27 protein-coding genes are annotated in these 25,465 nt (G+C 54.6%); 12 read left to right on the top strand and 15 right to left on the bottom strand.

The window, feature by feature from the left end; all coding sequences use genetic code 11:
- Positions 1 to 17: 17 nt before the first annotated feature.
- The 10 genes from K0I63_RS17465 to K0I63_RS17420 all read right to left on the bottom strand — a co-directional run bounded on the left by K0I63_RS17465 (position 18) and on the right by K0I63_RS17420 (position 9,304).
- The gene (locus K0I63_RS17465) at positions 18 to 1,886 is read right to left on the bottom strand and encodes a sensor domain-containing diguanylate cyclase (RefSeq protein WP_220081859.1); all 1,869 of its coding nucleotides are present in this window, start codon (positions 1,884 to 1,886) and stop codon (positions 18 to 20) included.
- Entirely contained in the window at positions 1,873 to 2,682 is an 810-nt protein-coding gene (locus tag K0I63_RS17460) for a TatD family hydrolase (RefSeq protein WP_220081858.1), read from the bottom strand. Before K0I63_RS17460 ends, K0I63_RS17465 begins: the two co-directional genes overlap by 14 nt.
- Positions 2,682 to 3,221: a hypothetical protein gene (locus tag K0I63_RS17455; protein WP_220081857.1), complete on the bottom strand. Its 540-nt coding sequence runs from the start codon at positions 3,219 to 3,221 to the stop codon at positions 2,682 to 2,684. The genes K0I63_RS17460 and K0I63_RS17455 overlap by 1 nt, the downstream gene beginning before the upstream one ends.
- Before the next feature lie 111 nt (positions 3,222 to 3,332).
- On the bottom strand, positions 3,333 to 4,088 hold the full coding sequence (tatC, locus tag K0I63_RS17450) for a twin-arginine translocase subunit TatC (protein WP_011867174.1): 756 nt from the start codon (positions 4,086 to 4,088) through the stop codon (positions 3,333 to 3,335).
- 3 nt (positions 4,089 to 4,091) lie between these two features.
- Positions 4,092 to 4,490, bottom strand: a complete 399-nt coding sequence (tatB, locus tag K0I63_RS17445; protein ID WP_011867173.1) for a Sec-independent protein translocase protein TatB — start codon at positions 4,488 to 4,490, stop codon at positions 4,092 to 4,094.
- Between the two features lie 6 nt (positions 4,491 to 4,496).
- A complete protein-coding gene (gene tatA / locus K0I63_RS17440) occupies positions 4,497 to 4,727 on the bottom strand; it encodes a Sec-independent protein translocase subunit TatA (protein ID WP_220079201.1) in 231 nt (76 codons plus the stop codon).
- A gap of 60 nt (positions 4,728 to 4,787) precedes the next feature.
- Positions 4,788 to 6,437, bottom strand: coding sequence for a ubiquinone biosynthesis regulatory protein kinase UbiB (gene ubiB, locus K0I63_RS17435; protein WP_220081856.1), 1,650 nt, complete (start codon positions 6,435 to 6,437; stop codon positions 4,788 to 4,790).
- Positions 6,434 to 7,057 (bottom strand): ubiquinone biosynthesis accessory factor UbiJ, encoded by a 624-nt coding sequence (locus K0I63_RS17430; protein WP_220081855.1) that lies wholly within the window; start codon positions 7,055 to 7,057, stop codon positions 6,434 to 6,436. Before K0I63_RS17430 ends, ubiB begins: the two co-directional genes overlap by 4 nt.
- Positions 7,058 to 7,291: 234 nt before the next feature.
- Complete coding sequence (ubiE, locus tag K0I63_RS17425) at positions 7,292 to 8,047, bottom strand: bifunctional demethylmenaquinone methyltransferase/2-methoxy-6-polyprenyl-1,4-benzoquinol methylase UbiE (RefSeq protein ID WP_220043454.1); 756 nt, start codon at positions 8,045 to 8,047, stop codon at positions 7,292 to 7,294.
- Between the two features lie 213 nt (positions 8,048 to 8,260).
- A complete protein-coding gene (locus K0I63_RS17420) occupies positions 8,261 to 9,304 on the bottom strand; it encodes a formimidoylglutamase (protein WP_220081854.1) in 1,044 nt (347 codons plus the stop codon).
- A gap of 620 nt (positions 9,305 to 9,924) precedes the next feature.
- Between K0I63_RS17420 and K0I63_RS17415 the strand changes: the two genes are divergently transcribed.
- The 3 genes from K0I63_RS17415 (at position 9,925) to K0I63_RS17405 (ending at position 11,819) form a co-directional block, all read left to right on the top strand.
- A complete protein-coding gene (locus K0I63_RS17415; protein ID WP_220081853.1) occupies positions 9,925 to 10,830 on the top strand; it encodes a hypothetical protein in 906 nt (301 codons plus the stop codon).
- 110 nt (positions 10,831 to 10,940) lie between these two features.
- Positions 10,941 to 11,360 (top strand): hypothetical protein, encoded by a 420-nt coding sequence (locus tag K0I63_RS17410; RefSeq protein WP_088905529.1) that lies wholly within the window; start codon positions 10,941 to 10,943, stop codon positions 11,358 to 11,360.
- A gap of 51 nt (positions 11,361 to 11,411) precedes the next feature.
- On the top strand, positions 11,412 to 11,819 hold the full coding sequence (locus K0I63_RS17405) for a hypothetical protein (RefSeq protein WP_220081852.1): 408 nt from the start codon (positions 11,412 to 11,414) through the stop codon (positions 11,817 to 11,819).
- A 599-nt stretch (positions 11,820 to 12,418) separates the two neighbouring features.
- Here K0I63_RS17405 and rraA read toward each other — a convergent pair.
- A complete protein-coding gene (gene rraA / locus K0I63_RS17400) occupies positions 12,419 to 12,904 on the bottom strand; it encodes a ribonuclease E activity regulator RraA (RefSeq protein WP_011867166.1) in 486 nt (161 codons plus the stop codon).
- Positions 12,905 to 13,239: 335 nt separating this feature from the next.
- On the opposite strand from rraA, the gene K0I63_RS17395 reads away from it, so the two are divergent.
- The 4 genes from K0I63_RS17395 (at position 13,240) to K0I63_RS17380 (ending at position 18,485) form a co-directional block, all read left to right on the top strand.
- On the top strand, positions 13,240 to 13,494 hold the full coding sequence (locus tag K0I63_RS17395; protein WP_011867165.1) for a YgjV family protein: 255 nt from the start codon (positions 13,240 to 13,242) through the stop codon (positions 13,492 to 13,494).
- A 104-nt stretch (positions 13,495 to 13,598) separates the two neighbouring features.
- Positions 13,599 to 14,129: a phosphatase PAP2 family protein gene (locus K0I63_RS17390; RefSeq protein WP_220081851.1), complete on the top strand. Its 531-nt coding sequence runs from the start codon at positions 13,599 to 13,601 to the stop codon at positions 14,127 to 14,129.
- Between the two features lie 25 nt (positions 14,130 to 14,154).
- Positions 14,155 to 15,207, top strand: coding sequence for an MJ1255/VC2487 family glycosyltransferase (locus K0I63_RS17385; protein WP_220081850.1), 1,053 nt, complete (start codon positions 14,155 to 14,157; stop codon positions 15,205 to 15,207).
- 80 nt (positions 15,208 to 15,287) lie between these two features.
- Entirely contained in the window at positions 15,288 to 18,485 is a 3,198-nt protein-coding gene (locus K0I63_RS17380; RefSeq protein ID WP_220081849.1) for an HD domain-containing phosphohydrolase, read from the top strand.
- Between the two features lie 83 nt (positions 18,486 to 18,568).
- On the opposite strand, the gene accC is transcribed toward K0I63_RS17380, so the two are convergent.
- The 4 genes from accC to arfB all read right to left on the bottom strand — a co-directional run bounded on the left by accC (position 18,569) and on the right by arfB (position 21,379).
- On the bottom strand, positions 18,569 to 19,921 hold the full coding sequence (gene accC / locus K0I63_RS17375; protein WP_220083489.1) for an acetyl-CoA carboxylase biotin carboxylase subunit: 1,353 nt from the start codon (positions 19,919 to 19,921) through the stop codon (positions 18,569 to 18,571).
- Positions 19,922 to 19,961: 40 nt separating this feature from the next.
- Positions 19,962 to 20,393 carry an acetyl-CoA carboxylase biotin carboxyl carrier protein gene (gene accB / locus K0I63_RS17370; protein ID WP_220081848.1) on the bottom strand — a complete coding sequence of 144 codons (432 nt, stop codon included), beginning with the start codon at positions 20,391 to 20,393 and terminating at the stop codon, positions 19,962 to 19,964.
- Positions 20,394 to 20,399: 6 nt separating this feature from the next.
- Complete coding sequence (gene aroQ, locus K0I63_RS17365; protein WP_220081847.1) at positions 20,400 to 20,852, bottom strand: type II 3-dehydroquinate dehydratase; 453 nt, start codon at positions 20,850 to 20,852, stop codon at positions 20,400 to 20,402.
- A 116-nt stretch (positions 20,853 to 20,968) separates the two neighbouring features.
- Positions 20,969 to 21,379: an alternative ribosome rescue aminoacyl-tRNA hydrolase ArfB gene (arfB, locus tag K0I63_RS17360; RefSeq protein WP_220081846.1), complete on the bottom strand. Its 411-nt coding sequence runs from the start codon at positions 21,377 to 21,379 to the stop codon at positions 20,969 to 20,971.
- A 112-nt stretch (positions 21,380 to 21,491) separates the two neighbouring features.
- Here arfB and K0I63_RS17355 point away from each other — a divergent pair, with 112 nt between their 5' ends.
- From K0I63_RS17355 to K0I63_RS17335, 5 genes are all read left to right on the top strand, one after another.
- On the top strand, positions 21,492 to 21,884 hold the full coding sequence (locus tag K0I63_RS17355; protein ID WP_220081845.1) for a SpoIIAA family protein: 393 nt from the start codon (positions 21,492 to 21,494) through the stop codon (positions 21,882 to 21,884).
- Positions 21,885 to 21,924: 40 nt separating this feature from the next.
- Positions 21,925 to 22,107, top strand: coding sequence for a DUF3012 domain-containing protein (locus K0I63_RS17350; RefSeq protein WP_011867156.1), 183 nt, complete (start codon positions 21,925 to 21,927; stop codon positions 22,105 to 22,107).
- A gap of 141 nt (positions 22,108 to 22,248) precedes the next feature.
- On the top strand, positions 22,249 to 22,680 hold the full coding sequence (locus K0I63_RS17345) for a hypothetical protein (protein ID WP_011867155.1): 432 nt from the start codon (positions 22,249 to 22,251) through the stop codon (positions 22,678 to 22,680).
- A gap of 211 nt (positions 22,681 to 22,891) precedes the next feature.
- Positions 22,892 to 24,172 carry a TolC family protein gene (locus tag K0I63_RS17340; protein WP_220081844.1) on the top strand — a complete coding sequence of 427 codons (1,281 nt, stop codon included), beginning with the start codon at positions 22,892 to 22,894 and terminating at the stop codon, positions 24,170 to 24,172.
- 73 nt (positions 24,173 to 24,245) lie between these two features.
- Positions 24,246 to 25,457, top strand: coding sequence for an efflux RND transporter periplasmic adaptor subunit (locus K0I63_RS17335; protein WP_220081843.1), 1,212 nt, complete (start codon positions 24,246 to 24,248; stop codon positions 25,455 to 25,457).
- Positions 25,458 to 25,465: the final 8 nt, after the last annotated feature.

Raw genomic sequence — 25,465 nt, 5'->3', positions numbered from 1 at the left:
CCACTAAGTCGGTTACTTTATTCTTCGAGTTCGGGCGAATAGACGCATACGCGATTTCGGCCCTCATGCTTGGCACGATAGAGTGCCTTGTCTGCCTGGTCGACCAGCAGCTGAGTGTGCTGATCATCGACGATCACTTCGGCGCAGATCCCGATACTGATGGTGAGCGGAATAGCCTGCTCTCCCCATGCCAGTGGCAACTCACAGACGGTGCTGCGCATCAGCTCCGCCACCTGTAGCGCCCCGTCACAGGAGGTATTAGGCAGTATCATAGCAAACTCTTCACCACCGAAACGTGATACCAGATCACTTGGGCGTCTTAATTTTTCCTTTAGCGCCTGGGCTATGGTCTTCAGTGCCTGATCCCCGGCCAGGTGGCCATAGGTGTCATTGATCGCCTTGAAGCGGTCGATATCTATCATGAGGATCGCCAGCGGCGTCTGTTGACGACGACTCAGGCGGCCTTCGGCCTGCAGGCGTTTCTCGAAGGCGGCGCGGTTTTTCACGCCTGTCAGACTATCGACCGTGTTTTGTTCGGTAAGTTTCTGGTTGGCTTCATTTAATTCTCGAAGTGCGATCTCGAGCTCTAACGTGCGCTCCTGCACCATCTGCTCCAGACGCTCGTTGCTGTCGGCCTCGACCTGCAGCGCCTCTTCCCGGGCCTGACGGATCCGCTGGGCCTGCAGCAAGGCTTCCTGCTGGATCTTGAGCTTAGCCTTACGCTCGTCGTTGTAGCGGATCGCCAATACCGCCGCCATGAAGACGATTTCGAAGCTCAGGCCGACCATGATAGGGGTCTGGTGCATGATGGGCAGGTAGATGACACCCAGATACATCATGGCGGTAACGAAGGAGCCTATCAGCATCCCCGACCAAGCCAGGGTGTAGAGTCTGGCAAGCTTGTGGCCTCGCAGGCTCAGCAGCAGGGCGATCAGCATCAGCATGCTGGTGGTGATCAGCACGGCGACTATGTTGACCTTGAGGGCCACAGAGTAGCTTAAAAACGGCGTGACCAAGGTGAGAAACAGCCCGGTAGCTGCGCTGTAGCGACAGAGCCTCAACATCTTGAGGTTGTGATACTTGAGCTGCAGCACCTTCTCGGAAAACATCAGCACGAAGGTGAGGGCAATCGGGATCAGTATGGGGATCATCACCGCCTGCAGCACGGGCCAGTTGGGCCAGAGATAACGAAACGACAGGCCATGCAGGCTGGCCACCAAGAGGGTCACCGACAAGACATAGCCAGAGTAATAGCTGTAGCTGTAGGAGCGTGAGGTGAGTGCGATAAACAGGCTAAACAGGCCTATCGCCATCAGGGCGCCCAGCTGGAATCCCTGATAGAGGGACTGTGTCTCTGTGGCCTTGACGATATGGTCCGGCGACAGCAGAGAGATGGGCAGGTTGGCACTGCCCTCGGTATCGACTCGAATATAGAAGGTGTGTACCACCTCGGGCGCCAGTTCGAAACGATAGAGGAAATCGTTGTTGATGATGGGGCGTTGGCTGAACGGATAGCTGTCGCCCATCTCCAGGTGAACTGTCGGTTTACCTGTCTGTAGGTGGTACAGGCTGACCCTATTCAGGTGCGGGTTGCCTAGCTTGAGATAGCGCCGTATCTGGGTATCTGTGGCGTTGTAGAGGCTTATCTTGACCCAGAAAGGCTCAACCCCCAGGTGCTGGTTAAATTCCGGGGTCAGTCGCTGCCAGTGGCTGGAGCTTAACTTGCTGACCTGCTCCAGGCTGGTCAGTGAATCGTCCTGCACATAATAGAGCCAGGAGGAGAGCTCCATAGATTGGTTTTTATTGACCGCCAGCAGCGACTCCCCCTGGCTAAAGCCGGGGAAGCTCAGGGTGATCAGCAGTAACAACAGCTTAAAGGGGCTCATAGTCCGCTTCTAGGCCGAAGAAGGCGCAGCTGTTGTGATAGGCCTGACGGGCAAAGGCCTCCTCAGTTTCGCCCCTGAGCTGGGCGATGACCCGGCTGATGTAGGGCAGGTATTGGGGTCTGTTCTTGCTCGATTTCGGCTTGGGTCGCATGCTGCGGGGCAGCAGATAGGGACTGTCGGTCTCTATCATTATGCGCTCGGCGGGAATGTCGACCACCAACTCGGCCAATTCCTGACCGCGGCGCTCGTCGCACACCCAGCCAGTGATCCCAAGGTGAAGATCCAGCTCGATATAGCGTTCCAGGCTGGCGCGATTGCCAGTAAAGCAGTGCAGTAGGGCGCCCTTAAGCTGCGGGCGATAGTTCTGCAGTATGGCAGCAAAGTCTTCATGGGCATCGCGCTCATGCATCAGCACAGGCATCTCCAGCTCTACGGCCAGGGCCAGCTGTGCCTCGAAGGCCTCGCGCTGTTTCGGCCGGGGCGAGAAGTCGCGGTTATAGTCCAGGCCACACTCGCCGATGGCCACAACGCCTGACTGCCTTGCCAGCTGTATGAGTCGTTCACGGCTAGCGGCATCCCACTCGCTGGCATGGTGCGGGTGTACCCCAGCCGTGGTGTAGAGGGCGTTTGGGTAACGGGCGGCGCAGTCGATCGCCTGCTGACTCTCATCTAGGCTGGAGCCAATAACAATGAGCGGCGAAACCCCCTGGGCCGCCGCATCACTGATTAGCGTGTCACATTCTTGTTCTAACGGGCTGCCAACCAGGTTGACAGCTATGTCTATGTAGCTGGGCATTAGTCGATGCGTTTGACCCTGATGGTGGCGTTAGTGTCATCTTTACCCAGTAGGAAAGAGCCTAGGGCGCCCTTCTCGATAAATACGGTTTCACCCGCCTTGAGCTTGAAGCGGTTGGTGTCATTCTGTTTCCACACCTGACCATTGTCGAAGCTGATGGTCAAGACGCCGTGTTGGTTCTTCTTCACCGTTTTGACTGTCATGACAATCTTATCGACTTCGGCTTTCTCTTCCTTATAGACCTTACCGAAACTGGCTTCCGGTGCGGCCGGCGTGCTGGCTACTACGGCTGCTGCCTGTGGTGCAGGCTTAGGCTGAGGCGTCGGTGCGGGTTTAGAGACAGGTGCCACATGGCTGCTGGCCTGAGACTGGTTACCGACCTTGGCAGCCAGGTTGTCGTAGCAGATCAGTCTGTCTAGCTTGTCCTGTTTTGCCGCACATTGGCTGAGTTGCTGCTCGATACCGGCAGAGGCGTTGAGTGAGAAGAGAAGAGTGGAGAGTGCAATCCAGCTGGTCGGTGCCGCAAAACTTAAGCGCATATAGAGTTCCTTTTTATTATGGAGGGCTCGCGGCGAGACAGGCTGATGATGGGGTAATAAATAACAACAAGCTATCCGTTGCCGGATAGCTTGCAGCAAGATTCAGTTTTATTACTCAGCGTTGTCTTGCTCGGAGAGCTCGTCTTCGTCAGAGTCCTTTTTACTGTAGAAACGCGCGGCAATCAATCCCCCCTCAAACAATATCAGCATAGGCACGGCCAACATGGTTTGCGAGATGATATCTGGCGGCGTTAACAGCATGCCGACCACGAAGGCGCCGACAATAATATAGGGACGTTTCGCCCTGAGATCTTCAACCGTAGTAACCCCCGCCCAACAGAGCAAGATCACCGCGATCGGGATCTCGAACGCCAGACCGAAGGCGAAGAACAGCTTAAGCACGAAGCTCAGGTAGCTGCTGATATCGGTCGCCACCTGCACCCCTTCGGGGGCCACGCTGGTGAAGAAGCCAAACACCACGGGAAATACTATGTAGTAGGTGAAGGCGATACCCAGGTAGAAGAGTATGGTGCTACTGGCCAGCAGCGGCACCATCAAGCGCTTCTCATGCTTGTAGAGGCCTGGCGCGATAAAGGACCAGATCTGGTACAAGACATAGGGAATGGCGATAAAAAACGCCAGGATCAGCGTTAGTTTAAAGGGAGCAAAGAAGGGCGCGGCCACATCGGTTGCAATCATACTACTGGACTCGGGTAGCGCCTGCATAAGCGGCGTGGCCATGTAGTGATAGATATCATTTGCCCAGTAGACTAAGCAGATAAAGACCAGGAGGACACTGCCAATGGCTTTGAGCAACTTGTTGCGTAACTCAAGCAAGTGGCTGATTAACGGCTGCTGTTGCGACATGAACTACCCGTCAGATTTTTCGGTTGAATTGCTGGCCTTGGCTGTCGTGGTCTCTGCAGGTTTCGCCTCGCTGCTGGCGGGTTCGCTGCCAGTGGCAATATCTTCTACCTTATAGGGACGATTAACAGATTGGGCTGCTTCTTTTAATTGATCGATTGAATCCTGTAACTCGGGGGAGAGGTTCTTTAGCCCCTGGCTTTCCGCCTTCTTGAGATCTGCGTGCAGTTGCTCAATTTTAAGCTCTTGCTCCAGCTCGTCTTTTACCGAGTTAGCCATGCGCTTCATGGCACGAATCCAGCCTGTAATTGAGCGCACTGCGACCGGTAGTCTTTCGGGGCCGAGTACGACCAGCCCCAAAACACCAATCAACAGCAGCTCCATAAAGCCGATACCGTCGAACATAAGGAATTACGCCTGTTCTTTATCCTTGGACCCAGTCTTTTTCTCTTCAGTCTGAGCTGTTTTTTCTGCGCTGGTGTCTTCGATAGCCTTCTTCTCATCTTCAGAAGACATAGCATTCTTGAAGCCTTTAACAGCACCGCCGAGGTCACCACCTAGAGAGCGCAATTTCTTAGTTCCGAAAAGCAAAACAACGATTAAAGCAATGATAAGAAGTTGCCAAATACTGATGCCACCCATGTAACTTTCCTCTTGATGTAATACTGGTCCTATTATGACCCTTTGGTTATTTAGTGCTAGCTAAAATTTGCGATTCTTTGGTCTAGATCGCCATCCGAGTAACCACAAGGTTGCGCCGATGCCGATACAAGCATAAGAGGCCCATAGTGTAGCGTTTTGGGAAAACAAAATACTGCCACAGATCACTAAAACTGCTGATGTGATTAAAAGGTAGTTGCTTTTATGGGCTTTTTGTTGCTGCTTCAGGTAGCGATCCAGCAGCTGATTCTGACTGTTGACGAAGTTTTTACCCATTTTCAGGTTGTCATAGACAAGTTCAGGCAGTTCAGGCAGCTTATCTGTCCAGTAGGGGAACTGCTTCTTGATCTTCTTCGCCATGCCCAATGGGCCCATCTGCTCCGCCATCCAGCTTTCCAGGAAAGGCTTGGCCGTCTGCCAGAGATCCAGCTGAGGATAGAGCTGACGACCCAGGCCTTCGATATAGAGCAGGGTCTTCTCCAGCAGCACCAATTGCGGCTGCACCACCATGTCGAAACGGCGCGCGGTGCGAAACAGTTCCAGCAGCACATGGCCGAAAGAGATCTCATCCAGCGGCTTGTTAAACATGGGCTCGCACACCACCTTGATCGCCTGCTCGAAGGCGACTAGATCTGTGTCGGCCGCCACCCAGCCCGACTCGATATAGAGCTGGGCTATGCGGGTATAGTCGCGGTTGAAGAAGGCGAGGAAGTTCTCCGCCAGATAGCGCTTATCCTGCTCCGTGAGGGTGCCCATGATGCCGCAGTCCAGCCCTATGTAGAAGGGATCCTCCGGATGCTCGGTACTGACAAAGATGTTGCCGGGATGCATGTCGGCATGGAAGAAGTTGTCGCGAAACACCTGGGTAAAGAAGAGCTCGACGCCGCGCTCTGCCAGCAGCTTAAGGTTAGTGCCCTGGGCTTCCAGTGCCGCCCTGTCGGATACGGGCACGCCATAGATGCGCTCCATGACGATCAGGCGGGTAAAGCAAAATTCTTCATACATCTTAGGGATGTAGAGGGCGCCCGAGTCGATGAAGTTGTTTCTGAGCTTGATGGCGTTGAGGGCCTCGAGCTTGAGGTTCAGTTCGCCTTCGATTGTGGTGCGATAATCTTCTACCACCTCGGCGGGGCGCAGGCGGTTGCCGTGGCCAAGCAGGGTCTCTAACACCTGGGCGCTCTGAGTCATCAGCAGCAGGTCGGCGTGGACCTTCTCTTCCACATTAGGTCTGAGCACCTTGAGCACCACCTCTTCGCCGTTAGACTTGAGGGTGGCGGTATGCACCTGGGAGATGGACGCAGAAGCCAGTGGTGTGTCGTCGAAATTGTCGAAATAGGTCTCTATGGGGGCGCCGAGTTCGGCCTCTATCTGGGCGCGGGCGATGGAGGAATCGAAGGGGGGCACCCTGTCCTGTAGCATGGCCAGCTCTTCGGCCCACTCGTCGCTGAGCAGATCCCGACGGGTCGATAGCATCTGACCAAACTTGATGTATACGGGGCCCAGCTCCTGCATCGCCAGCTTGAGACGCTCGCCGCCCACCTTGTCTTTATGTTGGTTGGTTAACCAGAAGAAGCTCCAGCGTAGCAGCCTGAAATACCAGGGTTTGAGCTTAGCGGGGATAAGATCATCCAGACCATATTGAAGCACCGTCTTTACGACTTGGTATGCGCGCCGCATGCTTTTGATTGTCATCTGTTGCTGTTTGCCTTGTTTATGAGTCGCTCAATCCGTTGGCTTAAGGCCTTGGTATCGGCCTCAAGTTGCTCGATTCTATCACTAAAATGCACAAGTTCTATCTTGTGTGGGCTCAGGCGATATTCCTCTGTGGCCAGCTGGCCCATATGATCCCAGCTCTTGCTCAGCACCTGCCCCAGCTGTTGCTTCAGCTGCTTGGCACCCTCGGTGAGCAGATGAGTCGGCGCATCGCCTATGTAGCGTGACAGGGGCTCGGCAAAGTCGAACTCCACCTGCTGCATGAAGTGGCTAAAGCTCTGTAGCAGGTTGAGATCCCCTTCCAGGGTCAGCTTGTCTTGCTTGATCAGCTCGGTAAGGTTGGCGCCCTCGGTGAGCTTATAGAGGGTGGTCAGATCGGCATACACCTTGGTGGTCACCTCGCCATCATACTGGCTAAAGACCTGAATCTCTTTGGCAAACAACAGGTAGATGGGCCAGCCCAGTTGGCTGAGTTCGAGGCAGAGTACTCGCCCCTGCAGGTTGTGGAGTTTGGCGTAGGCGCCGGGAGACTGCTGAGTCACTTTTTTGAGTGCGGTTTCGAGGGCCGCACAGATCAGCAATGCAATTTCACGTTTCATGCGTTACCTAAGACCTGAGAATCGTTGGCTGCTGGGCTCATCATCAACTGATGACGGCGCAAAGGTGACGCTATTCTACACTAAACTGGCGACAAAAGGGCTAGGTAAAAATGTCATTTATTCAGTGAGATTGCGGCGAGGCGGCCAAAGTAGGCGACAGCAAAAAGGCGACAACAAAAAGGCCCCGATTGTGCGGGGCCTTTTTCGATATAAGAATTGGTATTGGAACCAATATTAGAACTTGTAACCCTTGTGCAGGGCGACGATACCGTCTGTCATATTGGTGTATTCCACCTGCTCGAATCCGGCATCTATCATCATTCCTTTAAGGGTTTCCTGATCCGGATGCATACGGATAGACTCGGCCAGATACTCATAGCTGCCGGCATCCTGAGTGATGATATCGCCCATCTTAGGCAGTACCTTGAAGCTGTAAAGATCGTAGACCTTACGCATCAGGTCGTGCTGTGGCTTAGAGAACTCGAGGATCAGCAGTTTGCCGCCTGGCTTAAGCACGCGCAGCATAGAGCGGATCGCCGCATCCTTGTCGGTCACGTTACGCAGACCGAAGGCGATGGTGATGATATCGAAGTGGTTGTCAGGGAAAGGCAGCGCCTCGGCGTTTGCCTGCACATAGTTGACGTTACCCACAACGCCACGGTTACGCAGCTTCTCGCGGCCCACTTTCAGCATGGAATCGTTGATGTCGGCCAGGGTCACCTGACCTGTGTTACCCACGATATGGGAAAACTTGGCGGTTAGGTCGCCTGTGCCACCGGCGAGATCCAGTACCTTCATGCCCGGACGCGCACCCGCACTCTCTATGGTAAAACGCTTCCACAGACGGTGAATACCAAAGGACATGACATCGTTCATGATGTCGTATTTGGCGGCGACCGAGTGAAAGACGTCGGCCACTAGGTCTGCTTTCTTCTCAGCATCGACCGTCTTATATCCAAAGTGGGTACTGTTTGAGCTGCCCTCTGACATTACTGGCTTCCTGTTTATTGCTGCTGTTAACCGCGAGTGTAAGTGATTGACTCAGTTTGCTGAATCATTGGTCTATCACTCTGTGATCGATGTAAATAATCCGTGCACAATTAATTGAAAAATGCGTGATAGCGCAGAGTTTCAACCAGAGTTTCAAAAACGAGGAGCGCATTACAGCACAATATTAGCAATATGCCAAATGCGCAGAGTGACTTACCCTAGGGGATGCTGTGCCAGTCGTCCCTGGATATAGGCGTAGATCAGCTCGCCGATGCTCTGGCCCGTCTCCCGGCGACCGGCCTCGACACCCGCCACGTGACAGCTTGGCGCCGCCTCGGCCAGATGCAGGTAAGCGGCCGGCGTCTTGCTGGCCACCTGATTCACGTAATAGAGGGCGTCGAGCAGGGGGATCCCCGCCGCCGTCGAAGCGCTGCTGGGCATATTAGTGATGGCGTCGAGATCTAGCTCCAGCGCCACCGGCAGATCGCTGGCGTTGAGGTCCTCGACTATCGTCTTGAGCGCCTGCTCCAGGCTTGTCTCGCGTCTGACCCAGATAGCCTGTAGCGTGTGCCACTTGCCGCCGAAGGCCGTTAGCTGCTCCAGGGTCTGCTGACTGTTTTTTAGCTCATGTAGCCCCAGCACATGATAGTGGCCCAGGGCACCGCTGGCGGCGGCATAGCTAAAACCATTGCCGCTGTGGCGACCCTCTCGCGGGCGAAAGTCTGAGTGGGGGTCTAGGTTGACCGCCGCTACCATTTTTCCTGTCGCCTGCTTGGTGGCCATCAAGAGGCCATAGGCGTTGTTATGTCCGCCGCCGATCACTATTGGCTCCATTCCGGCCGCCATTATCTCGCCGACTATCTCGATCACCCGCTCATCTAGCTTGTCGACATTATCTCTCAGGGCCTGCGCGCTGCTGCCCTCCGGCAGTTGTAGATCGTCTGTGGCGATCTGCCCCAGCACCATACAGTGGCCGCCGTCGAGAAACTGGTTCGATTGGAAGTTGCAGAACTGCGCCATGGCGGCCTCGAAACCATCGACGGCGCCGCCGCGCCCCAGGTTGGCCCTGGGACCGATATCTTCGCCTATCCCGAGGATGACAAAGCGCACGCCATCGGCCTTGGCACTTGCCAGCTGCTCGCCGAGCGGCGTCTTGCCTTCATAACAATGAATTGTCTGGCCTATCTTGGTTTCGCCCTCGCGCTTGGCGACAAAGCCCTGGCAACGCTCGGCTGTAAATGGAATTAGGGTTTGCATTAGGGGTTCTGTTTTTTGTTGTTGATGCAAAGGTGGGGTAATTTTAATGGATAAAATTTAGAAAAGTCTGATTTTTTTGTGGGCTGCACAAATTTCAGTTTTTTGGATTAGTCGTGTTTGGTGATGTTTTCATTTGTTGAGTCAATTTGAAGGTCGTACCTTCATGGCAACCTATCACCTGCGGTGGGCTTATGTGCAAACACTATTTTGGCACGCTGTGAATATGTCCCTATACGCTCCACGGCGGCTTCCCTGCCGCCGAGGGCCAAAATCGTGTTTACACTGGGTATCTAACGTCTCTTCGATTTCGCCTTACTTAGATGATATTGAGACAAACTATTCTTTTTAATAAAAAACGCGCGAAAATGTGACTGAAAATGTTGATTGCTGCCTGAACAATAGCTTAATGTGTAACCAATTAAGGACAGAGCTAGGCGAACTCGAATCAAACATCGACTACGTCATTCAGGGAAGGAAAAGCCAACCAGCATGCGCCAACCAACGTCCTCAAAAGTATACACTGACCCCATTTATTTACGTGCTTGGTCTCCTACCTTACAAGGTAGCGTACCTTGCAAGGTCTCACTAATAAGTTGTTATATTTTTAAGAGGAAGTACAGTTGAAATATGAACATAGAGTAGTAGCTTTTATTGATATTTTGGGTTTCAAAGCTCTGCTAAATGATACGGTGGACAACAAAGGTAACGATGATGAAGTTGCTATAGAAGCAGTTGTATCTGCATATGAAGCCATTCGTGATATCTGGGATCTAGATCCTCAATCAAAACTCGAAGATTTTGGCGTATCTCATGCATCCGATTCTCGAGAGGTTTCTATCTTTTCTGATTGTTTAGTAGTTTCTTTCTTAGTTGATCAGCCCAAAGAGGTTTTCTTCACTCTTATCGATATTCAACTGCTAATAATGAACCTGTTATCAAGAAATATACTCTGTCGCGGAGCTATTTCTATTGGCAAGTTTATTCACACTAGTAAATACCTTTTTGGTCCCGCTTTGGTTGAGGCTTATACATTGGAGTCTAAAGCGGCTTTGTATCCAAGGGTGATTTTGGATAGAGCTGTTATCGAGGCTGGCATTGAGCATAGCTCTATGAGTAATAACTCCAGTTTTGATACTGATTTGATTAACTCATTGTTAAAGCAAGATTCCGATGGTATGTACTACATCGATTATTTCTATGGTGCACATTCAGAATTGAATGATCCAGAGTATGATTTTCCTAATTATATTTCTAATTTAGGTCAAATAATTCGTAAGGGCTTAATGAGTGCATCTCATCACAGTAAAGCCGATATAAGGGTTAAGTACCTTTGGATGCGGGAAAGGTATAACGATATGATCGATATAGTGACATCTAAAGATGCAATTGAAAATTTGGAAAGTCGAGGTCAGTTTGATCTCGTAAATTTCTATAAAAATTTGAGGAAAATCAGCCCTAACCGTTACGCTAAGCAACTTGGTGTTAGTGCAAAAAAATATAACAAAGCGTTTAAGAGTGATTCGTAACGCAGGGCATTTTCATTATGCGTCGTATTCTGTGTTTAAAGCGCAATGCAGTGGCTTTGGCATTGCGTTACTCACACCTTAACGCGGCGTTATGAAGCCAAAGGTATCTGATGAACCTAGAGTCTCTTTACGAAGAATATGTCCAAGCAAAATCGGTGAAAGAAAAAAGTGCCGGTCATCAGGCAATTCAAAAAGTGATAGGTAAGGTTGCTTGTAATTTTCCGAAGGATAATCCTGAGGCTTTAGCGTGGTTTACAATGGCTTTAACTCATGACAGTAAAAAATGGTTTGTCGCAAAGCTACTTGAAAAGGTAAATCCCGTACCTAAAGCACTGTTTGATGATTTGGTTTTTGCATCACTAATTGAGAATGATCCGAGTTTTAATAAATGGTTTATCGCACCATGCGTAAGAACGTTTGGGGTCGATGCAGTTAAATCGAGAATAATGACTTTTTCGGCACATCCTCAAGTAATTGAAAATGATGGTGTAACCAAAGTAATGTACTGGGTTCCGAGGTTGGCTTCATAACCAGTTGCTCAATTTTACTACGCCAGCTTCGGCTGGCTCCGTGGGACTGGCATGTGGCGCCAGCCCCTTAGCAAAGCGTTAGCAGTCAAAAGGAATTTTATGCTTTATTTATTTTTAGGAAATGCAATTGTTGGTTTGTTTATTCTTCTTGGCATACCAATGGAAGATAAGCTTTCTAGTGGCCAATACATATTTCTCATCGCCTTTTCTATCTTCATGGACCTTCTACCAACCTTGGGCTATTTACTTGGACGGCGTTTATCTAAAACTACGAAAATTCATTGGGAAACTTTGCTTTTCCTAGGTGTTGTTATTGGCTTGTTTACACAAGTTATATTACCTGAACTAGGATTTGGCGTATCCGAAGATAGTTCACTCGAGTACGTTTCTGCCCTTTTATTTTTTTTAGTTGCTTTCATACCTCCAAAAATTGAAAAATGGAGGTTTAAATCGGCATGACTGCTAACAAGTCAATAAACTCGCTCACTTCGTTCGCTGGGACGCATACACGCGGGGCGGCTTCGCCATTATGCCCCTCGTGCCTGCGCCCGTTATCGGAAAGTTAGCCCATAGAAATTTTTATCCGAAACTGACAAGTTAGCATTAAGGCCTTAACTCGGAAATGTCCAAAAACAAAATAGTTTTTAAGGGTTTTGGATATCCATTAAGGTCAAATCGAAGAGACGGATAACTCGGGTGCAGGTGCGGCTGAGGCCTTCGATTTCAGGGATGAAATCGTAGAGCGCCCAGGGAAGGATCTACAGCGTGCCTCAGCAGTACCTGCACATAAGCCTGCCGCAGGCAATTGATACACCATAAAGCTATGGTTTAAAACTCTCACTTAAACATCAAGCTAGTTTGAGGCAAAAAAGATAACGCTGTTCTTTACTGGCCGAAGGTATTTCGATATAACTATTGATTACAGTGTAGAGAAGGGTGGCCATCGTTAGGCCACAAAAAAGGACGACTCATGGTCGTCCTTTTTGCTTTCAGGCTAGGGCTAACTTATCTAGCCCAAACAGCTTAGCCAAAATCATCATGCCATTTCGGGCATCAGCTTAATCGATATCTAGAGGCTCGGGTGACAGGATAATGCCTGTGTTGTCGGCGTAGATATGGTCGGCGGGCAGGAAGGTGACGCCGCCGAAGTTAACCGGGATCTCCAGTTCGCCCACGCCATGGCCGTCAGCGCCCACAGGGATAGAGGCCAGGGCCTGGATACCTATGTCCAGATCTTCCAGTGCGTCGACATCGCGCACCGAACCATAAACGATAATGCCTTCCCAGTTATTTGCCACGGCGATCTCGGCGATGTTGGCGTCGACCAGAGCGCGGCGCAGAGAGCCGCCACCGTCAACCAGCAGTACTTTGCCTTCACCATCCTGTTGCAGCACTTCAGCGATTAATCCATTGTCTTCGAAGCATTTAATGGTGCTAATTGAACCGCCGAAAGAGCTACAACCACCGTAATTACTGAACATGGGTTCAACAACATCGACCACATCAATGTAAGTGTCACAAAGTTCTGAGGTGTTGTATTCCATAAGTCATACTCCTGTAGAGAGGCATTTTACTGGGATAAATCAGCAATATATTGTTACCAGCCAGTATATAAGGGATTCTTAAAAAGAAAAGCGTTATAACTCACGCTATTGGCGATAATAGCGGCGTTTGGCTAACTTGTTGTAATCTTTCTTACATTGCTTTCTTATTGTGCAAAAAACATGACCGAGGTCATTAAATAACGTATTTTAATTACAAGCTGGGGCTAAATTTGTTAGCATGTAGGCAGTAACGATTAACTTAACTTTAACTTGCTTTAGGGGCACGGATCCCCCAGTTAGCTTATGGATGGCAGAGGGCCTTAAGAAGGTGCCTTATGGAAGCTTCAAACACAATTGAACTAATTGGCTATTCCGCCTCAGTAATGGTGGCTATCTCTTTGATGATGAAAGATATAGTTTGGCTGAGATGTCTTAACTTTACCGGTTGTGCACTGTTTGTGATCTACGGGATCTACATCTCGGCCTGGCCGGTTGCCGGCATGAATGCCTTTGTTGCCTGTATCAACGTCTATCACCTAGTGAAGCTGTTCCGTGCCAAGACTCAGGTGGGTAAAACCGCCGAGGCCTAGTGTCTGCCGAGCTTTGCTGTCATAAATATTTAGGCTAGATGTCACCTAGGCGTCATAGCGAGTTTTTAGGCTCCTGATCATATCATCATGATCCGGAGCCTTTTATGTTTCAGACCTTAGCTAAGTTCGATCGTCAGGCTTTTGCCGCGATCAACGCCTATGGCGTGGCTTACCGTCTAAACCCTAAGGCCAGAGTCATCTCTGCCACGGGCGACGGGCCATATTACCTTTATCTGTGTGTACTCCTACTGCTGCTCGATGAGCGCGGCGAGACACTGTTCAACGCGGCGCTTACCGCCTTCATCATAGAGTTGCCCCTCTATCTGGTGCTGAAGAACAGCATTCGGCGCACGCGCCCCTGCCATCAGTCTCTGCCCCGCGGCAACGGTCTGATGCTGACCTTCGAGCCGTCAGACAAGTTCAGCCTGCCATCGGGCCACACGGCTGCGGCATTCGTGATGGCCAGTGCCATCGCCTGGTGTTATCCCACTTTCGCCTGGCTCGCCTTCGCTTGGGCCACGGCTATCGGTGTTTCGCGTATCATCTTGGGCGTGCATTACCCGCTGGATATTCTGGCTGGTGCCCTTCTGGGCGTGACGAGTTGCTACCTGGCATTACCTCTCGTCGGTCAATAAATCACTAGCAGGAGTCAGCACAAACATGCGTATTCTTTACGGCGTGCAAGGCACAGGGAATGGCCATCTCAGTCGTGCCAGAGTCATGGCAAAAGCCTTTAAAAATCAGCAGGTCGATGTCGATTTCTTCTTCTCGGGACGTGACAGTCAGCGTTACTTCGACATGCAGTGTTTCGGCGAGTACCGCACCCAGGCCGGATTAACCTTCTCGACCCAAAATGGCTGCGTCAGCATCGCCAAGACGGCGCTGCAGAACTCGGTGAGTGCTCTGGTGAAGGACGTGCGCGGCCTGGATCTCAGCGGTTACGATCTGGTGCTTAACGACTTCGAGCCCGTCTCTGCCTGGGCGGCGCGCATTCAGGGGGTGCCCTCTATCGGCGTGAGCCATCAGGCGGCGCTGCAATATGATGTGCCTAAGGTGGGCAACGGTTGGTTTAATCAGATGCTGCTTAACTACTTTGCCCCGGTCGATAGGGCGCTGGGCTGCCACTGGCACCACTTCGGCTTCCCCCTGTTGCCACCCTTCGTGGAGGTGAGCGAGGCGGTGGCCTATAACTCCCACGATATTCTGGTCTATCTGCCGTTCGAGTCGCCCGAGGATATCCATCAGCTGCTTAAGGACTTTAGCGAGTATCGCTTCTATGTCTTTCACGGCTCCGGCGCGCCTGCGGCGTGCGCCGACAATGTGATCTGGTCCGGCTTTAACCGTGAGGGCTTCAAGGCCAGGTTGGCCCAGTGCGGCGGGGTGATCGCCAGTGCCGGTTTCGAGCTGGCGAGTGAGGCGCTGACCCTGGGCAAGAAGCTGCTGGTGAAGCCGCTGCACGGCCAGTTCGAGCAGCTGTCAAATGTGGCGGCGCTGGAGCTGCTGGGGGCCGCCGAGAGCATGAAATGGCTCGACCCTGCGGCGGTTAAGCGTTGGCTGCGGGCCTCCAAGCCCGAGCCTATCGACTATCCTCAGGTGGGCGACGCCCTAGTGACCTGGATCAAGCAGGGCAACTGGCATCAGGGGGAACAACTGTGTCAGGAGCTGTGGCAGCAGGTGGAATTGCCCGAGTCCTGGCGCAAGAAAAGCCCCTAATGTGTGATTTTTTAGGGAGTTAATTCACTTTAAGCGTGGGGCATGCGGATCTCTGACTATACTCATTGGGTCGGATACTCATGGGAAAAGGACACCGCATGCTGGGCCTCACCTTAGCCAAACCCAAGCGGCTTACCATACGCGTTACCGTGGTGGGCACCTTTATCATCGCCACCCTGTTCACCGCTGCGGTGGCCATCGGCCTGCAGTATTATTTCAGCCAGCGTCTGGCCACCGAGGCCAGCCTCAAGCTCTACAATCAGAGCGCCGACAGCACAGGCAGTTACCTGAATCAGCTCGACAGCCAGGCGATCAACACCACTAAGCTGGTGGCTAACTTCGAGGGCCTGTACACCCCCATGGGGCTGAGCCAAGAGGCCAAGCAGGTGTTTAGCCAGGCGATGCGCTCGGCCAGGTTTATCTATGCCATCTATCTCGGCAGCCCAGACGGAGACCTGTTCGAGTTGGTGAATCTCGATGCTCACCCCATAGTACGACGGCAGCTCAAGGCCTCCCTGGAAGATCGCTGGGTGATCATCAGCATTCAGGGCAAGGGGCAGGGGCGTATCCGCGCCTTTCATTACTTAGATGCCGACTTTAATCAGCGCGCCAGCCGAATGGAGCCCACGGATTACGATGCCAGCATCCGGCCCTGGTTTATCGACGCCCGCCCGGACAAGGTGTTTAAGACAGAGCCCTACCTGTTTCAGAACCTGCAGGCGCCGGGGATCACCTATTCGATCCGCCTGCCGGGTAGCGACGCCGTGCTGGCGGTGGATGTGGCCCTGTCGAGCCTGGATGACTATCTGGCGCAGCTGGGAAGGGGAGATACTCAAGATGGGCGCGAGGTCTATGTCTACCGCGCCAGTGGCGCCCTGGTAGCCTCCAATCGTCAGCAGGCGACTCAAGGGGAGATTCCCATGGCTAAGCCGCTGGCCCTGACCCCAGAGGAGCAGGCGCTGGTGGCCAATACCCCGGCGCTTATCGCTTCCAACGAGACCGATTGGCCGCCGATCGATTTTGCCGTGGCCGGCCGCCCCATGGGCTACAGCATAGACGTGCTGAATCTGGTGGCCGAGATGACGGGGCTGACCATCAACTATAACAATGGCTTCACCTGGCCGGAATTTGTCGACAAGTTCAAGGGGCGGGAGATCAACCTGCTGCACTCAGTGCTCAATAGCGAGGCCAATCAATCGCTTGGGGTCTTTAGTCAGCCCTTTCTGAGCATGCCCTTTGCCGCCGTGACAGGGCCGGGTCAGGCGCCGATAAAGCATGTGGCCGAGCTGGCGGGTAGGCGGGTGGCCATCCCCAAGGGCTGGTCGATCATCCCCATCATCAGGCAATATTTCCCCGAGATCGAGGTGGTCGAGGTGTCATCGACCCGGGGCATACTGCAGGCGGTGAAAGAGGGGCGGGTGTTTGCGGCCATCGATAACAGCATAGTGCTGCACTACACGGCGCTGCAGTACTTCATCGACGACCTGCAGTTTCACGAGGATCTGGATTACGCCCCCATCGACATTCACGCCGGGCTGAGCATAGTGATGCATCCAGAGAACGCCGACGTCATTGCGCTGATAGACAGGGCTATCGCCGAGATCAGCCCAGAGCAGGTGCGGGCGCTACGTAACAAATGGTTTGCCGAGGGGCAGCAGGTGGCCCCGGCTAATGTGCAGGGCACTGTGCCCTACAAGGCGCTGATCGATATCGCTGCAGACTCCGGGCGGCAGAAGAAGCTTATCGCCATCTCGCTCGATGGCGAGCCCAGTTTTGTCTATGTTTCGCCGCTCGGCAGTCACGCCGCCGAGCAGGAGTTTTTTGCGATTCTGGTGCCCCAGGAGATGCTGCTGGCTTCCAGCCTGGATAAGGTGAAGAAGTCGATTGCCATCACGGGCCTCTGCCTGCTGTTGGCGCTGCCGTTCTCCTGGGTGTTTGCCTCCCCCATCATCTCGCCGATAAAACTGCTGGCGCTGGAGAACCTCAAGGTGAAGTTTCGCCGCTATGACGAGGTGGCCAAGGTGGATTCCTACATCAAGGAGATAGATGAGCTGGCGATCTCCCTGGTGGATATGTCTGAGTCGATTCGTCAGCACGAGCAGGACCACAAGGCGCTGATGGACGCCTTCATCAAGTTGATCGCTCAGGCGATCGATGACAAATCGCCCTACACCGCAGGTCACTGTAACCGGGTGCCCGAGCTGGGACTCATGTTGGCCGAGTATGCGGCCAAGTCGGATCTGCCCGCCTTCAAGGAATTTCGATTCAAGAACGCCGACGAACACAGGGAGTTTCGCATCGCCGCCTGGCTCCATGACTGCGGCAAGATCACCACGCCTGAACATATCGTGGATAAGGGCAGCAAGCTGGAGCTGATCTACAACCGCATCCATGAGGTGCGCATGCGCTTCGAGGTGCTGTGGCGCGACGCCGAGATCCACTGTCTCGAGCAGTGCCAGGCAGATCCAGAACATGAGTCAGAGCATAGAGCAGAGCTTGAGCGGCGCCGCGAGCAGCTAATGGAGGATTTTGCCTTTGTTGCCGGGGCCAACGTGGGCGGCGAGTTTATGGAGCAGGCCGATATCGACAGGTTAAAGGCGCTGTCGCAAATCACTTGGCAGCGCCACTTCGATGATCGCCTCGGGCTGTCGCCGGTGGAGGAGCTCAATCATCCTGAATTTTCCGCCGAGATCAGCCTGCCGGTGACAGAGCAGCTGTTGGCCGATAAGTCCCAGCATGTGATTGCCCGTCACCGCCCCGAACTGTTCGATCCTAAGTTTGGCATCAAGATGACGGTACCCGAGGCGCTCTACAATCAGGGCGAGATCTATAACCTCAGCATCTCTCGCGGCACCCTGACCGACGAGGACCGGTTCAAGATCAATCAGCACATTACCAGCACCATCAAGATGCTGGAGAACCTGCCCTTCCCGCCAGAGCTGGCCCGCGTGCCCAGATATGCCTCCACCCATCACGAGACGCTGAAGGGGACCGGCTACCCCAGAAAGCTTACCGGCGAGGATCTGTCGATCCCCGAGCGCATCCTAGTGCTGGCGGATATCTTCGAGGCGCTCACCGCCGCTGACAGACCCTACAAGAAGGCCAAGGCCCTGAGTGTCGCCATCGATATCCTGCATAAGATGGTGCTGGACAGCCACGTGGATGGTGAGGTGTTTAAGCTGTTTCTCTCTAGCGGCATCTATCTGGCGTACGCCGAGCGTTACCTGGCGCCGGAGCAGATAGACGAGGTGGATATCGACAAGTATCTGGCGGCTTAGGTTGTTGGCGTTAGCGGTTGTTGGCATTAGCGTCGGCATTGAAGCCTAGGCACTCATCTTCCAGGCACTTATCTTCCAGGCATTTATCGTCTAGGCAAGAAGGTCTCTTCCAGATAATGAATCGAGGTCTCTCCCTGCTGCACCTTAGGATCGGCCAGCAGCGCCCTGAGTAGAGGCACATTGGTCTTAACGCCGGTGATCTCCAGCTCATCCAGCGCGGTGCGCATGCGGGCAATCGCCTGGGCTCTGTCGTCGCCCCAGGCGATCAGCTTGGCGATCATGGCGTCATATTGGGGCGGCACACTGGCGCCGGGGGACAGGTGGGATTCCCAGCGCACCCCCAGGCCGCCGGGCACCACGAGCCTGTCTATTCGCCCTGGCGAGGGGGCGAAGCTGGCGGGGTCTTCGGCGTTGATGCGGCACTCGATGGCGTGGCCCTGAGGCTGGATTAACGACTCTTTCAAGGCGAGGGGCTCGCCCTGGGCAACTCGCAGCTGCTGCACTAACAGGTCCACCCCGGTGACCATCTCTGTGATGGTGTGCTCCACTTGAATGCGGGTATTCATCTCCATGAAGCAGAACTCACCATCCTGATAGAGAAACTCCAGGGTACCGGCGCCGCGGTAGCCGATGGCCTGACAGGCCTTTATGCAGCTCTCACTTATCTGCTGGCGCTGCTCGGGCGTTAACCCTGGCGCCGGAGCGGATTCGATCACCTTCTGCTGGGCTCTTTGCAGCGAGCAGTCTCGCTCCCCGAGTGAGATGCAATGGCCCTGATGGTCGCAAAACACCTGCACCTCGATATGACGCGGCCGGGTGAGGTATTTCTCCAGATAGACGCCACCGTTGCCGAAGGCGGCTTCGGCCTCCTGGCGGGTGAGTGCGATGGCACCAAGCAGCTGAGCCTCATCCTCGACGACCCGCATTCCCTTGCCGCCGCCCCCGGCTGTAGCCTTGATGATCAGCGGGTAACCGATTTGGGCCGCGACCTCTAGGCTGGATGTCTCATCATCGTCCAGCAGGCCGTTTGAGCCTGGCACGGTCGGCACGCCTGCGTCCTTCATGGCGGTTATAGCGCTCACCTTGTCGCCCATCAGGCGTATGGTGTCGGCCTTAGGGCCGATGAAGTGAAAGCCGCTGTCGGTGACTTGCTGGGCGAAGTCGGCGTTCTCGGCCAGGAAGCCGTAACCCGGATGGATAGCATCGACCCTGGCGAGATCGGCGGCGCCGAGTATGGCGGCGATGTTGAGGTAGCTTTCTTTGGCGGGGGCGGGACCGATGCAGATCTGCTGATCGGCGAGCCTGAGGTGGCCGCTATTCTTGTCGGCGCTGGAGTAGACGGCGACCGTCTTGATGCCCAGTTGGCGACAGGCGCGTATGATGCGCAGGGCAATTTCGCCGCGATTGGCGACCAGGACCTTGTCGAATCGACGCATCAAAGCTGTCACCTTAGCCTCCTGGAACTTGATTTTGCCTCTATTCGATCACCATTAGAGGTTGGTCGAACTCGACGCCATCGCCGCTCTGGCAGAGTATCGCAGTCACCACTCCAGCGTGAGGCGCCTGAATTTGGTTCATCATCTTCATCGCCTCTATGATGCAGACGGGTTCGCCTTGTTCGACCCGCTGACCCAACTTGACCAGCGGCGCGGCATCGACTGCGGGGGCGAGATAGAAGGTGCCCACCATGGGGGAGCGTAGCAGGATCTCCTCATCATAATCTTCCTGCTCGGACGGTTCTACTGCATCGGGGGAACTCACGAGAGTGACGCCAGCCTTTTGCCCGCTGGCCGAGGCGGCTGGCTGGCGGCAGAGGCGAATCGACTCCTCGCCCTCTTTGATCTCCAGCTCTGTGATGTCCGATGCCTGCACCAGCTCGATCAGTTTCTTTATCTTGCGAATATCCATGGCTGGCTACTTCTCCTGAGCGGCTCTGACGCGGGCGATGGCCGAGTCCAGGGCGTAGCGATAGCCTTGTTCTCCCAGGCCGCAGATGACGCCGACCGCCTTGTCGGAGAAGTAGGAGTGATGCCTGAAGGCCTCTCTGGCGTGCACGTTGGAGAGGTGCACCTCGATGAAGGGGATGGCGACGCCGAGCAGAGCGTCTCTCAGGGCCACGCTAGTGTGGGTGAAGGCCGCCGGATTAATGATGATGAAGTCGGCGTCGCTCTGATGGATGGCGTCGATCAGCTCATGTTCGGCGTTGGACTGAATATGTTCCAGGCTGGCGCCTTGCTCACCAGCCAGCAGCTTAAGCTGCTCGACGATCTGCGCCAGGGTGTGATGACCATAGTGGCCGGGCTCGCGTCGACCCAGCAGGTTGAGGTTGGGGCCGTTTACCAGGAGAATTTTCACCGCTTTACTCATGCACAACACCTTATGGATTCAGTCTTTTAAGTCAGATACCTGCAACTTAGCACACTTATCGGCGATTTTGGCGTCTCGTTAACAAAAATCAAGATGAGGCAAAGAGTGAGGACGGATTAGAACTGCTTCTGCCTCAGGGCCTTGGTGGCGCCGCGCTGTTTCTTGGTATCGACCCGCCTGCGCTGGCTGGCCTTGGTAGGCTTGGTGGCGACACGTTTCTTGGCGGTGTGGCCGACGCTGGCCACCAGGGCGATAAACTGTTCCAGCGCCGTCTGACGGTTGGCATCCTGGCTGCGGCTAGCCTGACACTTGATTATGATCTTGCCGCTCTTGGTGATGCGGTGGTCGGCCTTGGCGAGCAGGCGTTGCTGGTAAAACTCCGGCAGCGAGGATTGGCGAATGTCGAAGATCAGCTGAGCCGCGGTGGAGACCTTGTTGAGGTGCTGGCCACCGGCGCCGCTGGAGCGGATGAATTGCCATTCCAGTTCGTTATCGGCTATTTGGACGCGCTGAGAGATCTTTATCAACTGAGGGCTCGCTTGTCGGCATGTTCGGCTTATTTGATCTAGACCTGTATCATTGGCTAGTCAAAATGATGCAAAATGGTCGCCAAATTAGGCGCCTTCTCGGAGTGTGAGTATGTTATGTCAAATCGCCGATATCACCAATGGGGTGATCAGTTTATTTGCCAGCGGGCGATTGTCGACCCAGGACTATTGCAACAAGATAGTCCCCATCATTGAGGAATATCAGCAGGCCTCGGGCAAGGTGTGCCTCTATATCGAGGCCGACGTGCTGCTGGAAGGCTGGGAGAGCCAGTCACTCTCGGGCGTGGGTGAGCTGCAGCTGCCCAGGTTCGATGCCTTGGTGCTGGTGGGCGGGCCCGATTGGTTTGGTAACGCCGTGCGTCTTATGGGCCCCTTTATGCAGGGGGAGGTGGCGTGGTATGCTCTCGAGGATAAGCCCCAGGCTATCGAGTGGATCACCGCTAAGTTGAGTTGTCCGCTGGTGCGCGAGTCTAAGGCTCGGTGACTGGGAACAACATTATCTGACCTCTTAAAGGAATATCTTCATGTTAAAATCTTCACTCTCTCTGACGTCTGCTGCACTGGCCCTGGCTCTGATGGCGTCACTTTCTGGCTGTGCTCCCGAGGTAGGTAGCGAAAAGTGGTGTAAGCAGATGGAAGATAAGCCTAAGGGTGACTGGACGGCCAATGAAGCCGCCGACTACACCAAGCACTGCGTATTCAAGTAATGGCGTTGCGGGTGGCAAGTGTGATCTGGCTGGCATGACGGGACGAATCTCCTGTTAATTTAGCGATAGCCGTGGAACTATTTGCCACCCCTAGAGTCTGATTACTCGACCTTTTTACGCTTTTTCTCCTTTGGAGTTTGCTTGAGTCGCTTCTTTCGACAACTGGTTCACAAGATTGCCTTGATGATGATCGCCGTGGTCGCGCTGCAGTTTGCAGGGGCGAATCTTGGCGCGCATCAGTTGCATCTTGGCAGCCATGAAGAGGAGAGCGAAACCCATCCCCATCTGCAGTTTACTGCCGAAGTGGTGAGCCTGGCTCAGTGTGTCGATTGCCAATGCGCCTTCGATGAGCCCGAGCTAGAGACGCCACATCAACACCAGATCAGCAAGACAGAGACTCAGACCTTCGATCTCTGCCTCGACTGCCAGTGTCATGGCGGTCACGTGACCTTAGTGTCTCAGCTGGCCCTGACCCCTTCTGTGCCCGTGAGCGATGAACCCGCGAGCGCCAGATTGCACTACCTGCCACCAGAGCAACAAGCGGCTTATCGCCCACCTATCTTACTTTCTTAATCTTCTGAAAATAATGCCTTTTCAGGCCCTGCGCATGGCGCGGGCGCTGTAGGGTTACCGTTTTTTATCGGGCGTTTTCTGTTAACTGCCAGCCCTGGGCCGTGGTGAATTATCTTGCCGCGGGTCGACATTGTGCATGGCATGCCTGGCTAAGGTTAACCATGCCTTGGCGGGCAGCAGAGACACCAGATCCTTAAGATTAGGAATTGCGATGAGAAAGAGCTTAATCGCCACCGTATTATTGGGCGCGATATGGGGCGCGCCACTGTTCGCCGAAACCCTTTACTCAGAAGCGGGAGAAATTGCGCCAGCCCCCTTACTGGCACAGATAGACCAGACAGGGTTTCAGGGCTGGCTCGCTCCCTTGATGAGCAAAGTGAATCAACTACCTGAGATCCAGGCGCAGCAAGCCAAGGTGCGTCAGGCCCAGTTGTTGGTGGAGGCCGCCGATAGGCCCGTTTATAACCCTGAGCTGGGGGTGAGCTACCAAAATGCCAGCGAAGATACCTATACCCTGGAGGTGAGTCAGACCCTGGACTGGGGTGACAAGCGCGGGATGGCGACACGTGTGGCCCAGCTCGAGGCCGAGATCCTGCTGGCCGATAATCGTCTGGCCCGCAGCCAGCTCTATGGCGAACTCCTTATGGCGCTGGTCGAGCAGGCGCAGCAGGCTAAATTACTCGCCTTTCAGGGACGTTTGCTAGAGAGCGCTAAACAGCAGGTCGCCATCGCCAAGCAACAGCTGGAGGCGGGGGCCCTGTCACAAGCCGAACTACAGCTGATGCAGCTGGATCTGGCCAGTAAGTCCGCAGATCACGCCAACGCCGAGCAGGCCTCGCTGGCCGCCGATGCCAGCGTGCTCAGTCGCTTTGGCGAGTTGGAGTTGCCCTTCGCCGAGTTTATCGGCGCCCTCAGCGTCGACACCAGTCAGGAGGTCGGCCCGGATCTGCCCGCGCTGGCCGGGGCCTACCAGCAGGTGATGATGGCCAAGTTGGCCAGCCAGCAGGTGGCGGCAGACACCAGCGCCGATCCCAGTATCAGCCTGAGCGCCGAGCGTGAAGGCGAGGAGAACAAGCTGGGGCTGGGGCTGTCGATCCCGATTCAGATCCGCAACGATTATCGCGAGGCCAAGGCAGCGGCCGGAACCCAGGTTGCCATCGCCGAGCAAGACTATCTGGCCCGTGAGCGTAGCCTCACCCAGGCCGCCAAACTTTTTCACCTAAGCCTGCCCAGGCTGCAGCAGCGTTACCGCGAGTGGCGTGAGTTGGTGCTCACCTCTGGCGCCGGTGTGCAGGATGCCCTGTCACAGCAATGGCGTGCGGGCGACATCAGCACCAGCGACTACCTGCAGGGACAGAGGCAGCTGGCTAACAGTTATCTGGCTGGCCTCTCCCTCGAGAGCGCCCTCTACCGCAGCTGGCTCGAATGGATGGGGCAGAGCGGTCAGCTCGAGAACTATCTGCAGCGTCAGCTCGGCCGCGAAGGCGTTTAGTCGCCTTAAGGCTAGCGAGCACGCTTTAGCGAGCGGATTTTAGCAAAACGGATAAAGAATTTAGGTGAACAGTATGAAGAATCAATCAAATAAAACACATTTTCTACAGCTAAGCCCATTGATGCGGGCCATGGGCTTCGGCGTCTTGATGAGTATGACGGCCGTGGGCGGCATCGCCCTCGGCGCCGAGGGGCATGATCACAAAGCAGAGTCAGCCAAGGGGCAAGTGTCTCAAGAGCAGGCTTATGACAAGGAAAGAGAGTCGGGTGGCGAAGAAGCCCATGGCGGTGAGCTGGTGCTCAGCGAGGAGCAGCGTCAGCTGGCGGGGATCCGTGTGGAGCAGATCAGTAGTCAGGGCTTCAGTCTGGCCGCTGTCGCGACAGCCACACTAGTGGTGGACAGGGAGCGCACCGTGACCCTGGCACCGCAGCTGGATGTGCGGGTGTTGGCGCGTCATGTGGTACCGGGACAGGAGGTCACCAAGGGCCAGCCTCTGCTGACTCTGGGGGGGGCAGCCGTGGCTCAGGCCCAGGCGGATTACATCAATGCCGCGGCCGAGTGGAGCCGGGTGAAGCGCATGAGTCAGAGCGCGGTGAGTGCCAGCCGTCGTCTGCAGGCGCAGGTGGATGCCGAGCTCAAGCGCGCCATACTCGGCGCCCTCAAGATGACGCCGGCGCAGATCAAGGCGCTGGAGTCTGATCCCGAGACCATAGGCAGTTATCAGCTGCTGGCGCCGCTTGATGGCCGGGTGCAGCAGGATGTGGCTATGAAAGGTCAGGTGTTCAGCGGTGGCACCGCCCTGATGCAGCTCACCGATGAGTCTCACCTCTGGGTCGAGGCGCAGGTGACGCCGACCCAGTCTCAACAGATCAAGGTAGGCAGTAAGGCACTGGTGAAGGTGGGCGACTTTAGCCTGGAGGCCGAGGTGATCGGCCGCTCCCATGAGATCGACAGCGTTACTCGTACCGAGCAGATCCTGGTGGCCTTCGCCAATCCGGGCCACGTGCTGCACGCCGGTCAGTTTGCCGAGATCTATCTGGCCGACAACAGCCAGGATGGGGTGATCTTGCCCGATGCGGCGCTGACCCGCGGCGGTGACGGCGACTGGCAGGTGTTTGTCGAAGAGGGGGATGGCTTCGAGGCCGTCGAGGTCGAGGTGAGTGAGCGCCAACGCGGCATGAACCTGGTGCAGGGACTGAGCCCCAAGATGCGGGTGGTGGTCTCGGGCGCCTTCTTCCTGGCGTCAGAGCAGGCCAAGTCAGGCTTCGACATTCACAATCACTAAGAGGTAGC

Origin of the sequence: Shewanella rhizosphaerae (genome assembly GCF_019457655.1) — a bacterium.
Classification (GTDB): Bacteria; Pseudomonadota; Gammaproteobacteria; order Enterobacterales; family Shewanellaceae; genus Shewanella; species Shewanella loihica.
Note: the sequence above shows the minus strand (reverse complement) of the source record. Positions and strands in the feature narration are given on the sequence as shown.